The following is a 14,220-nucleotide window of genomic DNA, read 5'->3' on the forward strand; positions in this document are numbered from 1 at the left end:
CCGGTCTGGTTGCGAACCATTTTAGCCACCAGACTATATGGGGCAGAAACAGAGTGAAAGCTGCCATACCCGAATGTCTTGCCACGGTGGAATATTGCTGTTGCTTGCATGTACAGAAAAGTTTATGTACATTTCAGCAGATATAACATTTTTGCGTAAACAAACATTTGTTTAAACGCTTGATCAGGTTAAAATAAAGTTATGACAATTTTGCTACAAATTATTAGTTTTACATTTATTGGCCCTCTATTTGTGGAGGTGGGTGGTTACTTTTGGCACCGTTTTGCCGAGCATCAAGGTTGGCTAGGAGAGTCGGTACGGGCTCGTCACATCGTGCATCATCAAGAAGATTATCCAGTTGAGGCTCTGAGGCCGGCAAAGCAGAAATATCAGAGCGCTAACTCGTGGAGCTGGTATGTGTTGGCACTAATTTTGATGGCCTTGGCTTATGTGTTGTTTCCACCCAAATACAGCTTACTAATGATAGCTGGTGGTTTGCTGTACGCCACCTTTGTGGTTAGCAAGTTTCATAAGAGCTTTCATTTGCAACGCACCTGGCTCCAGCGCTTTGCTTGGTACAAAAAGTTAGTTAAACTGCACGATATTCACCACTATGCGCCCGTAAACTACGGCATTAATTTCTTTTTCATGGACAGATTGTTTGGAACCTACCAGGAAACCCAGCCACAAAAAGCCCTACCAACCTTTACCAAACCAAAACATGCTTAAGCTGTACAACAGATAGAAAAATGTTATACTATTGCCCAGGCAAAAGCCAAAAAACCCGAACAAACCAAAAAGGAATGACAGGATGACAACCGAACGCCAAATGAAGTTCCGCAAGCGTGCCGAAAAGCTGCTACGTGGCACCGGGGTCAAATTGATCTGGCCTGGTTCCCGCACCCCTGCTCAGCCCTGGGACATCGTGGTCCACAACGAAGACCTGTACGAACGGGTCTTCAGCGCTGGATCCCTTGGTCTGGGTGAGGCCTACATGGATGGCTGGTGGGATTGTGAGGATCTGTCCGAGATGTTCAGCCGGGTTTTGAGGGCGAACATCCAAGATCGGGTAAGCCGCAACTTGCCCTCGCTGTGGCTGATCGCCCGCTACCACTTGCTGAACCTGCAGGCCGGTCGCCGAGCCGCAGCCAACGCCAAGGCTCACTATGACATCGGCAACGACCTGTACGAGCCAATGCTGGGGCCAACCATGGCTTACAGCTGCGGCTACTGGTACCGCGAGGGCATGACGCTCGATGAGGCTCAGCGGGCCAAACTCGAGCTGATTTGCCAGAAACTCAAGTTGCCTCGAAAGGGCAGCGGCAAGCCCATGACCGTTCTCGATATTGGTTGTGGGTGGGGCAGCTTCTTGTTCTACGCCGTTGAGCACTACAACGTCACCGTTGTAGGCATTACACCGGCCGAAGAACAAGTTGCCTACATCAACGCCCGGATCAAGAACGAAGGTGTGGGCAACGTGCGTGTGGTGCAAACCGATTCGCACAGCTTTGCTCGCAGCCGGCGACGTCAGCGCTTCGATCGGATTGTGAGCGTAGGCATGTTCGAGCATGTTGGGCCCAAGAACTACCGCCAGTTCTTCGAGGACTCCAACAAGCTCCTGGCCGACAACGGGCTCATGCTGTTGCACACCATCGGCAACGAAATCCCTACTCAGGCGGGCGATCCATGGATCGACCGCTACATCTTCCCCGGGGGAGTCATTCCCAGCAACGGCCAGATCGCGGCGGCGCATGAGGGCATTCTCCACCTGGAGGACTTGCACAACTTCAGTGCCCACTACGACCCCACGCTCATGAGCTGGCATGACAACTACGAGAAGGCTCGTTCACAGCTCGACCACGACAAGTACAGCGAGCGAGAACACCGCAAGCAGGAGTACTACCTGCTGCAGTGTGCCGGCATGTTCCGGGCGCGGCGAAAGCAGCTGTTCCAGTATGTGTTCAGCAAGGACGGCATGCCCGGGGGCTACAAGAGCGTTCGCGACGAGATTTTCGCTGACGCAGCCTGAGCCCCAAGCAGTTCGGTTTTAGGTTGAGGGGGGTGGGTCTGTGGACCCACCCCCTTGGCCGAGCTACTTAATTGTTACATCGGTTTCAAATGTAAGAGATGGTTTTTGATAAGCTTCTAGCTGCACAAAATTAGTTTGTGGATCCATAAGCTTAGCAAAAAAGTCACCAGTAATTACACAGTTTACCGCGCCTACAATGCTGCCATTTTCAAAATAAAGTGCCGATGGCACTGGCAGGGAGTAGGTGCCAATCACTTCGTTAAGTGTGTGAATCCCCATGGGTGTAAGTAATAAAATGAACTTAGGGTTCTTTTTGGTGTAATCTTCAAGACTCTGTGCAGCAATCTGTGCTCTCGAAAGCGACCCCAGGGCTCTAGGTGGCACGCCCAGTTGCTTGGCCGACTGCAAATTGCAGATTGGATCTGTTAAGCAGCCATTTTTTATCACATCGAACTTTTGGGCCACTACACCTTCGCTGGTGAAGTTAAAGCTCTCGGGTTTCATTGCTATGGTTTGGTCAACGCTCAAATTAAAGTCATCTTTGGCTATTTTTTTACGCTTCTTGAAGTCTTGGGCATCAAATCTTGTAACGCCAGCCTCGACTGATACCCCACGGATGTTGTTAAAAATATAACAGTCTAGTAGGCCAAAGCCACCATAAGGCTCAAATACTACCGGATAAGTGCCGGATTTTATCTCGGCCTTGGCTCCTCGCAAGGCGTTGGCATACTCTGCAATCGTCTGGAGCTTGCTGAGTTCGGTTTGATCCACCAATCCATTGGCGCGTTCGCTCGCTCCGATCTCAGTATTGTATTCCACCCCAAACTCATTAAGTGTTTCTGAAGATTTCATATCTAGACCTTGAGAGCCTGCAAATCTTTGCCGTGCATGCTTGAGTTCTACCTCCCCCTCAATGTTATCAAGGCCATAACTTAGCTGAGTCTGCATGAAGTTCTTGGCAAGCTCGGTAATTTTTTCTGGCTGGCTTTCAATAATGTCTATAACCTCTTGGTCTGCCAGCTTTGTTGGCTTAAATGCGGACTGTACGGGTGCCAACTGGGCCTCAGTGGCCAATTTAGTGGCCGAGTTTTTAATAAACACAGCTAACTGGTTGATATCTTTGAGCCGCTCCGGGCTAGCATTGCCTTGCGCCACTCGACCATCCTGCAAAACTACCAAATACTGAATACCACTATTGTGATGTTCTTGAATTGGGCGGTAAATCATACCAAGCTGATCTTGTAAGAATCCAGCTTTGAGAGAGGTGTTTTGGTGAGCAAATAGCTGCCAATCCTTAACTTCAGCGTCACGATCGAGCTTGGTTAGTAGTTGGTCGAAGCTGTCTGCAAAACTCATTAGGCTATACTCACCTGATTAGTTGGTGCAAAAAACATTAATTGATTGCCGCCGGTGTTTACATGGGCAACTTGTTCAGATTTACCACAAAAACCAGCTACATTCTTTTGTACTTTGCCCAGTCCAAACTCTAGCGACTTAAGCGCCTCTACTACATTACCTGAGAACGAAACTGGCTTGTAAGCAGTCACCCCTTGCTCGCTCAGTTCATAAACAAACCCTGTGCCAAACATAAAGTCGCCAGTTGCGGTACTAACGGCGCCACCAGTCATTTGACGGAGCAAAACTACCTTGGGATGTTTAGCAAAGAAGCCATCATTCTTGAGCTCTACTTGCAGAGTCTCTGGATCGAGCAAGTCCTTTTGGTCGGGGTTGGCTAGCTCTTGTAGCTTAGTCATGTTCACAAAGGTATTGCTCATGCGTGGAATGGCCGGCGCATAATAGCCTTCGCTTCGTTCGCAGTTCTTATTGGTTACTCCAGTTTTACTGGCGGTAAACACATCGCTAATCGACTCACTCAAAACCCCATCTTTAATAATCGTAACTGGCTGGCGAGCATTGCCAAAGGCTCCGTAGGGGTGGAAGCCGTGGGCCAGCTCATCTTCGTGGTCCTCGATTGTTACGTCTTTAGCGGCAACCATAGTGCCAGCAATGAATTTTTTCTGTTCATTACCTAACGCACTACCGCCACTAGCCACGAGATCCGATTCGGCTGGGTGGCCCAAGGCTTCGTGAGCTACCATTCCGCCCAAATCAGCATCGACCAAAATTGGATAATGACCCGCTGCTATGCTCGGCGCACCGAGTTGACTGCGCATTTGTTCTACCAGTTCCCCAACATCTTTTTTGTGTTGTTCTATAGAGCCAAACATTAGCTCGGGTGAGTTGTCGATGAGGCGTATGCGTCCACTGGCGGTGCCGCTCTTACTCTTAATTGTGAGCGTTAGGTACATGCGACTTTTGGGCACGCACCAATCTACATCGGTGCCGTCGCTACGGACTACCCGCCAAGTATCGATATCGGCATGGAACTGCAGCAGTGTACTAGCCCCGGGGTCGATTGATTTAGCAAAACCTTCGAACTTACCAAGATTGGTAGCAATCAGTGCAGGGTCGAGCTGAGCGACATCGTAGGTTTGGTAGTGTAGTTTGTCTTGGCCAAGGTTTTCTTGGGGACCCAGTTCGTAAACTTGCTCGGCTGTGGCCAAACCGGCTGCCTCATTGGCATCGGCTATCTTGGCAAGATCGGCGGCCAAGGCTAATACACTTTCTCGACTAAGATCGTTGCTAGAGCCAAAAGCTACATGGCCCGATTTGGTAAACACGTAAATGCCGGTGCCGACATCGCCATCAATGCTTAGTTTGTCGATAGCACCGTTTTTAAATACTACATTGTAAAAATCTTTGCGGTGCAAGCGCATAACGGCGTAGTGCCCGGTGCTTTTAGCCTGGGCCATGACCGCCTCAATAACTTCATCATACTCGCGCAATAATTTGCTCATAAGTTCATTATACAGCTGATCAACAGATATGAAAACCAATTTAAAACGACGTGGCCGGCGCAGGGAGCTCTTGCGAGCACCCCGCTCCGGCCGTCGTCATCGTGCTACTCAGGATCCAAGGCCCGAAGTACTGCTGCTTCTTCGGGTGAAACCGGGAAGTCCTGAAGAAACTGAGTAGCCTTACGGCGGAAAGGATGGCTGAAGAATAGATGGTACAGACCATTAGCTCCAGGGAGCCGCCAGACCCATCCGGGCCAGCGGTCCCCACAGAGCCAATGGTGGGTAGCCACATCCAGCCGTAACAGCGCAATATGGACCGGAGGCGCCCACCAAGGGACATCTACGATCCAGACAACGTCCTTATCCTCCCGCCGAAGTAGATACCAAGTACGCATGGTGCCCTTTCAGGCCGCCCTCCCCGGTGGAGGGCTGTCGCCTTGCGCTCATGGCTTCTCCTTTCCGTAGGCGGAGCGATGACAGGCCGATTATAGGCCTGTTTTATCTGCAGCGCAAGCTTTTGCTATACTAAAAGCTATGGAAGATCACGCAGTCTATGTGGTGGTGCGCGACGGCAAATGCTTGTTTGTGCAGCGCAGTAAGCAAAAAAAGGTTCTGCCGGGCGCCTGGGCCTTTGCTTCGGGCACTGTAGAGCCAGGCGAAAGCTTGTTCCAAACCGCTGAGCGCGAGGCCATGGAAGAGGTGGGTATGAAAGTTAAAGCCAAAAAGCTGCTAACCAAACGCGACCTGCCAGACGTTGGGGTTAGATTGAACTTTGTGATTTGCGAACCTTTAGGCAAACCAACCAAGCTTGACCCAGCCGAGGCCGAGCAATTAGCCTGGATGAGCATGACTGATTTTTTTGATAAGTACACTGACGAACAAATTGGACACGGCCTGCGCTGGCTGCGCACACAGCCCAAAATCTGGAAAGCCGAAGGGTTGTAACCTATAATCTACTTATGAAACTTACTGTTATTTGTGCTAACTCGCGAAAGGATTCGGAGTCACTCAAGGTCGCCAAGTGGTTTAAAGGGGCTATTGGCAACGACGGTCAAACTGTTAACTTGATAGATCTACATGTCTCACAGTTGCCGCTAGAACTCGATAAGTTGTGGGACGAAGACCCCGACACCATGTTGATTTGGAATCCAATTAAGGACGCGCTTACAGCTGCCGAAGCCTACGTGGTGGTAACTCCAGAATGGAACGGCATGGCCAACCCCTCGTTTTTTAACCTAGTGGACTATACAGATGGCGAAATGGCCTATAAGCCCGCGCTTTTAGTAGGTGTTTCAGCCAGTCGCGGCGGTGCCTATCCAATCGCCCAAATTAAGGGCTTTGCTAGCAAGAATACTCACATCGACTTTATCCCTGAGCATGTACTTATTCGCGACGTCGAAAAAGTGTTTAATAAGTTTGAGCCCGAAGAAGAATCAAAATATGGCGATGCCTACCTAAAAGATCGTTCCAAATATGCGCTGAAAGTTTTGTATGAATATGCTAAGGCCCTAAAAGGCTTGCGCGATAGCGGCGTAATTGATCATAAAACCTACCCCAATGGCATGTAGCTAGCTCGTGCTAATCCATCGCCACGAGGCATAAACAAAATATAGCAAGAATGGTAAGTGAACCACCCAGCCAAACCACGGCACCAAGTGAGCTTGCCAGGCACCAAATAGGGTTGTTGTGAATACGCCGTTAAAAATGCATAGTGTAAGGGCTATTGTTTCTTTTTTAAATCGAGCGCAGCAGAGTTAATGCAAAATCGTTGGCCTGTAGTTTCTTTGGGGCCATCCTCGAACACATGGCCCAAGTGAGCGCCACAGTTGCTGCAAACAACTTCCGTACGATGCATGCCATGTGAGTTATCGGCGATCATTTTGACCGAGCCAGGCACTGCTTGGTCGAAACTTGGCCAGCCGGTGCCACTATCAAATTTAGTGCCGCTCTTAAACAGCTTCTGCCCGCAAACCGCGCAATGATAGGTGCCGTCGGCATGTTCGTTCCAATACTTGCCGCTAAAAGCTGCCTCGGTGCCCTTGTTTTGGGTAACCTCGCGAGTTTGTTCGGCGAGTGAATTTATTTTCTTTTTAAGCTCATCTTGATTCATAAGCTTATTCTATACTGTTCGAGCTTATGTGAGAACCAGTTCTCAGCTTTGCCTCGAACAATAGAGCACTTTGCCGTACAATAATGCTTATGGAGATAGCACCCCGACCTAGACCCAAAACTGATGACGAAATCGATGCTGGCATGCGCTCGAGAATTCGCAATCTGAGTCGAGTGGGGGCACTTGGCTTGGGCGCTATGGTTGCGGCCACTGGCTATCAAGCTACACATACCGAACCCACGCCAGCTAGCGAGAGGGTAGAGGCCGCCACAACCACAACCCTGGCACCAGAGACTACTACCACGACCGAGCAACAAACCACGCCAGCCAACTGGCTGCCCGAAGGTGTAAAAGCCAAATGGCCGCTGATAGTTGAGGTTGCCAAAGGCTACCAGATTGACCCACAACTGGTAGCAATTATCATAGCCGAAGAATCGGGTGGCAACGAACACGCTGTAAACCCCAGTGGTGCCAAGGGGCTATTTCAGTTAATGCCAGACACCGAGAAGGTTATGGCTAGCAAGCTTGGCTATACGAACTATAATATCTACGACTCCAAGACCAACCTAGAGCTTGGTACGGCACTAATCCGTTATCTCAACGACCACTACATTGCGCCAGCCGGAGTTGATCTGGAGACTCCACAAGGAATTGCTATGCTGGCTTACGGCATGAGTGGCGGCGAGGGTGATTTGCAGACATTTATTCGTACCGGCTCACTTAATTCAACCAGCTATGCTAAGCAAAACCAGGCGGTAGCCAACCTTTGGGTGAACATGTGGAGCGACCGGGGTGAGCCTACGAGCCCAACATTTGAACAACTAAGAGGAGTACAGAAGTGAGTCGAAACAAAAAATCATCTAAGTTCTTGATAGTATTAGTCTTGATTGTGGCTGTTGCAGTCGTCGTGATCTATCTGGTGGCGAAGGCCATGTCGTCGAACACTGACTGTCAGCAGAAGCTCAAAGACGTTCAGGCTTTAAGCCAAAATGGCTCAGCTGTTTCTTGCCAAAACTAAGGTAGTTGGGCTATCTCCGACATTCGAAAATCAGAAAGCCAACTAGGCTGAACGCTTCTGTTCGAGCACGAGTGCCGTCTCTGTCACAGAACAGACAGTGAAGCCGCCGTTGGCGATTCTAGATTTGAGCCCATGTCGGTGAGTTTGCTTCTTTGCTCATTCAAAGAAGCCCCGTGCGGGTAGCACATAGATTCAGCTTTCGGCCTGAACGGTCGACCATTCTTTTGAAAACACCATAAAGTTGTGCAAAAGTGTTTTGGCCTGTACTACGATTCTATCAGCGCTCAGCCAGTCGCAACTTCCTGTTGCTGTGCGGTTCGCCAGCCAGCGAATTCTCGCAACAAAGAGCGTTGCTTAGTGGCTTCGCTTGCTGATCGCAGCAACGGCCGGAAGAGCAGTTTTTAGTCGCTGCTGGCTTTTTTGGCCTCGGCAATTAACTCATTTAAATTAGTTGGGATCGGATTGTCTTGGATTAGTTTGGCCATATAGATGGTGTTGGCCACCATGTAGCGGCAGGTTTTGTTGGTGTACAGGTGCTTATCGCCACCGGCCTCTATGTAGCTGGGGCCGGGGCCGGCATTGCCCACCCAATAGCAGTCAACGTTGGGTGGCACCGTGCAGCCTAGGTGGGTGAGGTTGAATAACGTATTGGCGGCTACATCGTGAGCACCATCTTCGTTGCCAGTAACAATCACTCCGGCCACCTTGTTGTATAGCGGGAACTGGCCAGTTTTGGTATCGCCCTCGTCGTAGGTGCCGTCGAGTCGCTCCAGCACCAACTGACTAACGCTACCGCGCACCCCAAACCAAATTGGTGTGCCAATTATCAAAATGTTGCAGTCTTTGATCTTACTTAAAATCTCGGGCCACTGATCGCCCTCGCCCTCGTTGGAACTAACACCAAACTTAACGTCGTAATCACGTACTCGCACTACTTCGGTTTCGACACCTTGAGCCTTGTAAAGCTCCACGGCCTTGTCGATTAGAGCGCCGGTGTTGCTAACTGACGGCGAAGGTTTAAGGGTGCAGTTTAAGAATAGTGCTTTTAAAGCCATAGTGTTTCCTCGTTATCATTACATTTTAGCATGGGTTATAATGGTGGCATGAGTGAACTACCGCCAGATAGTGGCGATAACAATAAACCCCAAGAACCTACTGAAGGCGAAAAAATGGCTGCCGATGAGTGGGAGGGTCGCTCGGCTGATGCGGTCGAAAAAGATCGGCAAAAACTTTTGCGAAAGGTAGAGGCAGAGCAAGCCAATCATTCCCGACCTACGCCATATGAAAAAACTGGCCACCAGAGGCCAGCCTGGACTGATGACCCAGAAGAAAGGCAAAAGAATTACGAAAAATGGGTAGACGAGATTAGAAGAGAACAAGGCCTTAAACCTAAGTACGAGGAACAAGATGAGTAAAAGTATGCAAGAATTCCAAGAACAGATAAGGCTCTACGATGCCGTTTACTATTTCCCAAAAGAGTCCAAAGGATGGCAAATGCGTCATGCGCTTGGACACTTAAATAAGTCCTTGGCAGTAATCGCTACTTATTTGGATGATGTTGATCACGGCCGAGAGCCGTCGCGTGATGACATGGTCGACAAAGCGATTCCTGATTTGCTGCAGTATGCTTTAAGGCTATCAAATATGTTTGAAGTTGATCTAGAGCAGCAGTTTGCAAAACGGCAAGACGCAATAGAGGAGAGCAAGAAAAATGCCAAAAACTGAACTAGCTGACTTTGGCGGCGGCTGTTTTTGGGGTGTTGAGGAAGTTTTTCGGACTGTGCCTGGCGTAGTAAAAACCGAAGTTGGCTATGAGGGTGGCCACGTCGACCATCCAACTTACGAGCAAGTTTGTAGCCACACTACTGGGCATGCCGAGACCCTTCAAGTTACTTTTGACCCCACCAAAGCTAGCTACGAAAAGCTACTCGATCTGTTTTTTGAACACCACAACCCAACTCAGCTAAACCAACAGGGCCCAGATGTAGGTGAGAATTATCGGAGTGTAATTTTTTATCATAACGACGAACAAAAACGGGCGGCAGAGGCCAAGATTGAGCAGTTAACAGCTGCCAAAAAGTTCAAAAAGCCAATTGTAACCCAAGTGGTGCCGGCCAAAACTTTTTGGCGCGGCGAAGAATACCACCAGCAATACTTGCATAAGCGCAACTTAGGCGTTTGCTACTGAACGTTATTCTTGTCGTGGGTCTCGATTTTGTGTTCTAGTTCTTGCACACGTTTTACAAAATTACGGCGCACCTGCTTGGCAAACGAATTGTAATTTTGAATAGTATGAAACAGCTCTATAGAGTCGTTTTGCAAGTTACCCCGAACGGCTTGTAAGAGTTTGTATGACTTTGTGGGCAATTTAAGCTCAGGCAGCGGCAGATTGTTGAGGCTGCGACTAATCAGGTGGGTGAGTGCTAGCGCGTAGGCCATCTCGCGATCGTGATCTTCGGGCGAAATTTCAACAACTTCTAACTCCAATGCATTTTGCAAAAAGTCTTTGATCCTGGCCAAGGTTTTGGCGTCAATCCGAACCGGGCAAAGCGCTACTGGCAGGCCAGCAATGCCATGTTTACCACTCTCTGGGCCAAACACGGGGTGTGTGCCAAGCACCTGAACATTGGTTGGCAGTATTTTGTTCATAAGTTTAACCGGCATAACTTTTACCGAGCAAACATCAATAACCAATGTGCCTGGTCGCAGCAGAGGCTTAATTTTTAGCAACACTTCTTCTATGGCCTGGGCATTAACCGACAAGACTACAATGTTGCAGTTAGCAGCCTGCTCGAGGCTAACAAAACTAACACCTTTGGGCGGGTTGCCAACTTTCCGGCGAGTCGAAACCAACACCTCGAAATGCCGTGCCAAAATCGGCGCAATAAAGGCGCCAAAGGCGCCAAAACCAATAACTCCAATTGATTTTTTCATCTAACAGATTATAGTTGAGGTTTACGTAGCTGTCTAATCTGCGTGTTGGGCAACAATTTGGCGCAAACCTGCAATATCGATCTGGTTATAGTCGCTAATAATCTTTTCGGCTCCGGCTATGGTTTGGGCCGAATTAAAGTTATTTACGTAACCAATTATGGCCATGTTGGCGGCATGGGCGGCGCCAACATCGTTGGCTGAATCGCCAACCACCACGCACTTTTTGGCGCTTACGCCGAGTTTTTTGGCAGCTAGCTCGAATGTATCGGGGGCTGGCTTGTCGTTACTGACATCGTCTGAGGTTACCACGGCCGAGAAGTATTGCGAAAGCTGGTTGTGGTTGAGCAGCAGCTGCGAAAGTTGATGGGTGGAGCCGGTGCCAACTGCCATTGGCACCTTGTGTTCTTGCAAGGATTTGAGTAAGGGTATCAAATGAGGGCTAATAACCAAGTCGTGGGTGGAGTAGTATACCAAGCGCTTGGTGTTAATTGCAGCTGCCATTTCGAGCGGGTGGGTATCGATGTTAAAGGTTTCTTTAAACACCTTAGAGGTCACCTGAATTGGTTTGCCGAGCATCGATATAAACAAATTCCTATCGGGCTTAATGCCAAACTCGGCCAGGTACTCTTGCCAAAATTTGTAATTAACCGGCAGGGTGTCGACCAGTGTGCCGTCCATGTCGAAAATAACGCCCAAATCGTGTGCTTCTCTCATACTTTTGATTATAAGGTTCACTGCCCTGGCTGTCGAATGAAAGCTAAAATTGGGGTACAATCTAGTTAATAAAGGAGTTGAGTCAATGCATATGAAGCGAAGGTCGTTACTTGCAATATTTTTGTTAAACATAGTTACTCTCGGGTTGTACCAAATCTATTGGTACTTTATTACCAAGACGGAGATGAACACCCTAAATGCCAAAGCGCTCAAGGTGCCGTTCTTTTTGTGGTTCTTTATTCCAATTATCGACATCTGGTGGTTTTGGCGTTTTGCCAAGGCAATCGAAGCCACCACCAAGGGCGCAATTGGCCGCTGGGCAGCCTTTTTGGCACCGGTAATAATTTGGGTGGTGGTAGGCATATTCTTTGGCTTTACCCGCAGCATATTCATATCACCTCATAGCCTAGTCGATTCCTCGCTCTGGATAAGCCTGGCCATCACCAACGTTCTTATTCTTCTGCCAATCTTCTATTATCAATCCAATCTCAACAAAGTTGCACGGTAGTTTTATTGTTCGAGGATCTGCTAGCTGGCGGAGACGAGAACTATTTCTTATGATGTAGTTCTCACCAAGGCTCGAACAATAAAGCCAGTGCTTGAATTGTCTCAGTTTGCTGGTATTATGATGTCCAAGCTCATTGAGAAGTCGAGAGAGGGGAAGTGAGAGTATGGGAATGTACGGCAAGGATGATGTCGACCCGACAATCGAGCGCGAGATGCGGGAGGGTTGAAAGCCTCCCGCGACGGCTCTTGGCTGTACCGGACTTTGCTGTCGAGCTGGAACTGAGCCAGCTCGAACAGGAGCTGGTAGCCTGTGCGGGCTGTGGTTTTGCCCTCTTGCCTGGCGAGGATCGCAAGACTGTGCAGTTCGAAGACGGCTCGGAGGCTCTAGAGGCCGTGGTTCACAACACAGTGTGTGAGAACCGCTGGCGACAGCGCGTATCGTTAGAACAAACAGAGGAAGGAAAGGATCTGCCCTCCATGCCCTAGCGGGCCGAACCAGAGAAAGGAAGACGCAGATGGAGAACCATCCAAGCCCTTGCAGTAGGTGTGAGGAGGTCGGCGGGCCAACCGAAGGCATGACCCAAAGGTGTCGGTACTGTGCACAGAGCTTCTGTCTCGGACACATCGACGCTCATGAGAAACAGTGCGATGGTCCATTCCGTCCGATGCTCGATGGGTCGATGCGATGACCTGCCTGGGGAGTCCCAGGCGGGCTCCCTTCTGAGGGTTTAATGTTTTTGATTAAATCTTGAGAAGGGAAGTATAATTAAGCTATGAATTTGGAGCAGCTCAAACAAATCAGCCATTCCGTGCACCTAGCCCGTGGCGGCGGCGGCGGCTCTAGTTCGGGCGGCGGCGGAGGCGGCGGGTTCTCGGGCGGGTCGAGCTATTCGTCTAGCTCATCTGGTTCTGGCTCATCTAAACCTTTGACTGGTTGGGGCTTGTTTTTCTTCTGGGGGTTCTGGGCGGTTTTTATAATCTGGATACTCTGGGCAGTGTTTAGTAAGTCTAAGGGCGCAAAAAAGCTTGGCGGCACCCCGGAAGGCTATATAGACCCCAAAAAATCCGGCACCGACGAAGAAAAAAAGTTGGCTGAGCAGGTTTCGAGCACATTTTTTGGATTCCAAAAAGCTTGGAGTGAGTTCGATGCCAAAACTATGCAAAAGTTGTGCAGCCGCGAGTACGCCAAGCGTATGGTACTAGAACTGACTGTGCTTCAAAACTATGGCCGTAAAGACCAAATGAGTAGTGTAAAACTCAACCAAGTGTTGCTAAAAAAACAACAAGACTACTCGCAGGGCTTCGAGGTTATAACTGATGGCCAGGCCAAAGACCAGCTGATCGATCAAAAAGCCAATAAAGTACTGTTTACCGACTCTAGTCCGTGGCGCGAGTACTGGGCCTTTGTAAAAGAGGACGGTAGCTACAAGCTTGATCTCATCCGACAAGACACCGCCGAGGCTAGCAAATTCGATGCTGGCATAGCTGAATTTGCTACCCAACAAGGCTTTTACTACGACCCAGACTTTGGTTGGCTTATGATGCCCAACCGTGGCGCAATCTTTGGCCCAGCCGGCTTTGGCAATGCCGACATTAACAACCATGTGGTTGGCTATTACAAGAACAATGTAGTGGAGTTTTATAGCTACGAGCCCAAAGCTGGAGCTGGCATGCAGCCTATTACGGTGGCTCAAGCTATATTGCCCAAAAATTACGATGACATTTTGGTAACAATGAAGAGCTGGTATGGCTTTAAACCGAAGCTCAAAGGCCTTAACAAGGTTGAGACCGAAAGCGTGGAGTTCAACAAAAAGTTTGCAGTCTGGGCGGCCAATCAAGATCAGGCCACCAGCTTCGAGCTACTGGCCACCAACTTTATGGAAAAGATCTACGCGCTCGAGTTCGAGATCAACATCGAAGTGGTCGACAACGTATTGTACTTATATAGCCCCAGCAAAAACATTGCCTACCAGGACATGCTCGACGTATTGATTTGGGCTTTTGCCGAGATGAAGCTTTAGCTTTCTTTTATAGACTAATGGCGAGATAA

At 49.2% G+C, this 14,220-nt stretch carries 18 protein-coding genes; 12 read left to right on the top strand and 6 right to left on the bottom strand.

Translation table 11 applies throughout. The features are described from left to right. Positions 1–201: 201 nt before the first annotated feature. A complete protein-coding gene (locus HYX70_01950) occupies positions 202–729 on the top strand; it encodes a sterol desaturase family protein (GenBank protein ID MBI2798044.1) in 528 nt (175 codons plus the stop codon). Between the two features lie 82 nt (positions 730–811). Next, positions 812–2,029 (top strand): cyclopropane fatty acyl phospholipid synthase, encoded by a 1,218-nt coding sequence (gene cfa / locus HYX70_01955; protein ID MBI2798045.1) that lies wholly within the window; start codon positions 812–814, stop codon positions 2,027–2,029. 63 nt (positions 2,030–2,092) lie between these two features. On the opposite strand, the gene HYX70_01960 is transcribed toward cfa, so the two are convergent. After that, positions 2,093–3,385, bottom strand: a complete 1,293-nt coding sequence (locus HYX70_01960) for a hypothetical protein (protein ID MBI2798046.1) — start codon at positions 3,383–3,385, stop codon at positions 2,093–2,095. Then, positions 3,385–4,887 carry a TldD/PmbA family protein gene (locus HYX70_01965; GenBank protein MBI2798047.1) on the bottom strand — a complete coding sequence of 501 codons (1,503 nt, stop codon included), beginning with the start codon at positions 4,885–4,887 and terminating at the stop codon, positions 3,385–3,387. Before HYX70_01965 ends, HYX70_01960 begins: the two co-directional genes overlap by 1 nt. Positions 4,888–5,421: 534 nt before the next feature. Between HYX70_01965 and HYX70_01970 the strand changes: the two genes are divergently transcribed. Then, positions 5,422–5,832 carry an NUDIX hydrolase gene (locus HYX70_01970; protein MBI2798048.1) on the top strand — a complete coding sequence of 137 codons (411 nt, stop codon included), beginning with the start codon at positions 5,422–5,424 and terminating at the stop codon, positions 5,830–5,832. A 14-nt stretch (positions 5,833–5,846) separates the two neighbouring features. Beyond that, positions 5,847–6,455 (top strand): NAD(P)H-dependent oxidoreductase, encoded by a 609-nt coding sequence (locus HYX70_01975; GenBank protein ID MBI2798049.1) that lies wholly within the window; start codon positions 5,847–5,849, stop codon positions 6,453–6,455. A 152-nt stretch (positions 6,456–6,607) separates the two neighbouring features. Here the strand turns inward: HYX70_01975 and msrB are convergent, their stop codons facing one another. Beyond that, a complete protein-coding gene (gene msrB / locus HYX70_01980) occupies positions 6,608–6,997 on the bottom strand; it encodes a peptide-methionine (R)-S-oxide reductase MsrB (GenBank protein MBI2798050.1) in 390 nt (129 codons plus the stop codon). Positions 6,998–7,080: 83 nt separating this feature from the next. Between msrB and HYX70_01985 the strand changes: the two genes are divergently transcribed. Next, on the top strand, positions 7,081–7,839 hold the full coding sequence (locus tag HYX70_01985) for a transglycosylase SLT domain-containing protein (protein MBI2798051.1): 759 nt from the start codon (positions 7,081–7,083) through the stop codon (positions 7,837–7,839). Then, a complete protein-coding gene (locus tag HYX70_01990; protein ID MBI2798052.1) occupies positions 7,836–8,015 on the top strand; it encodes a hypothetical protein in 180 nt (59 codons plus the stop codon). The genes HYX70_01985 and HYX70_01990 overlap by 4 nt, the downstream gene beginning before the upstream one ends. Before the next feature lie 401 nt (positions 8,016–8,416). Here the strand turns inward: HYX70_01990 and HYX70_01995 are convergent, their stop codons facing one another. Next, complete coding sequence (locus HYX70_01995; GenBank protein MBI2798053.1) at positions 8,417–9,070, bottom strand: flavodoxin family protein; 654 nt, start codon at positions 9,068–9,070, stop codon at positions 8,417–8,419. Positions 9,071–9,118: 48 nt separating this feature from the next. On the opposite strand from HYX70_01995, the gene HYX70_02000 reads away from it, so the two are divergent. Genes HYX70_02000 through msrA form a run of 3 tightly spaced genes read left to right on the top strand, consistent with a single transcriptional unit; the run spans position 9,119 to position 10,203 of the window. After that, the gene (locus HYX70_02000) at positions 9,119–9,430 is read left to right on the top strand and encodes a hypothetical protein (protein MBI2798054.1); all 312 of its coding nucleotides are present in this window, start codon (positions 9,119–9,121) and stop codon (positions 9,428–9,430) included. Next, positions 9,423–9,740 carry a hypothetical protein gene (locus tag HYX70_02005; protein ID MBI2798055.1) on the top strand — a complete coding sequence of 106 codons (318 nt, stop codon included), beginning with the start codon at positions 9,423–9,425 and terminating at the stop codon, positions 9,738–9,740. The genes HYX70_02000 and HYX70_02005 overlap by 8 nt, the downstream gene beginning before the upstream one ends. Continuing rightward, positions 9,727–10,203 (top strand): peptide-methionine (S)-S-oxide reductase MsrA, encoded by a 477-nt coding sequence (gene msrA, locus HYX70_02010; GenBank protein ID MBI2798056.1) that lies wholly within the window; start codon positions 9,727–9,729, stop codon positions 10,201–10,203. The genes HYX70_02005 and msrA overlap by 14 nt, the downstream gene beginning before the upstream one ends. On the opposite strand, the gene HYX70_02015 is transcribed toward msrA, so the two are convergent. Together HYX70_02015 and HYX70_02020 are read right to left on the bottom strand one after the other, a co-directional pair. Then, a complete protein-coding gene (locus HYX70_02015; GenBank protein MBI2798057.1) occupies positions 10,197–10,949 on the bottom strand; it encodes a prephenate dehydrogenase/arogenate dehydrogenase family protein in 753 nt (250 codons plus the stop codon). The two genes, msrA and HYX70_02015, sit on opposite strands and share 7 nt — an antisense overlap. A 33-nt stretch (positions 10,950–10,982) precedes the next feature. Beyond that, positions 10,983–11,663 (bottom strand): HAD family phosphatase, encoded by a 681-nt coding sequence (locus HYX70_02020; GenBank protein MBI2798058.1) that lies wholly within the window; start codon positions 11,661–11,663, stop codon positions 10,983–10,985. Between the two features lie 91 nt (positions 11,664–11,754). On the opposite strand from HYX70_02020, the gene HYX70_02025 reads away from it, so the two are divergent. The 3 genes from HYX70_02025 to HYX70_02035 all read left to right on the top strand — a co-directional run bounded on the left by HYX70_02025 (position 11,755) and on the right by HYX70_02035 (position 14,191). Then, a complete protein-coding gene (locus HYX70_02025) occupies positions 11,755–12,171 on the top strand; it encodes a DUF4234 domain-containing protein (GenBank protein ID MBI2798059.1) in 417 nt (138 codons plus the stop codon). Between the two features lie 245 nt (positions 12,172–12,416). Next, complete coding sequence (locus HYX70_02030) at positions 12,417–12,656, top strand: hypothetical protein (protein ID MBI2798060.1); 240 nt, start codon at positions 12,417–12,419, stop codon at positions 12,654–12,656. Positions 12,657–12,943: 287 nt separating this feature from the next. Then, a complete protein-coding gene (locus HYX70_02035) occupies positions 12,944–14,191 on the top strand; it encodes a DUF3137 domain-containing protein (GenBank protein MBI2798061.1) in 1,248 nt (415 codons plus the stop codon). Positions 14,192–14,220 lie beyond the last annotated feature (29 nt).

The organism is Candidatus Saccharibacteria bacterium, from assembly GCA_016191105.1.
Taxonomy (GTDB): Bacteria; Patescibacteriota; Saccharimonadia; order CAILAD01; family BJGX01; genus JACPPH01.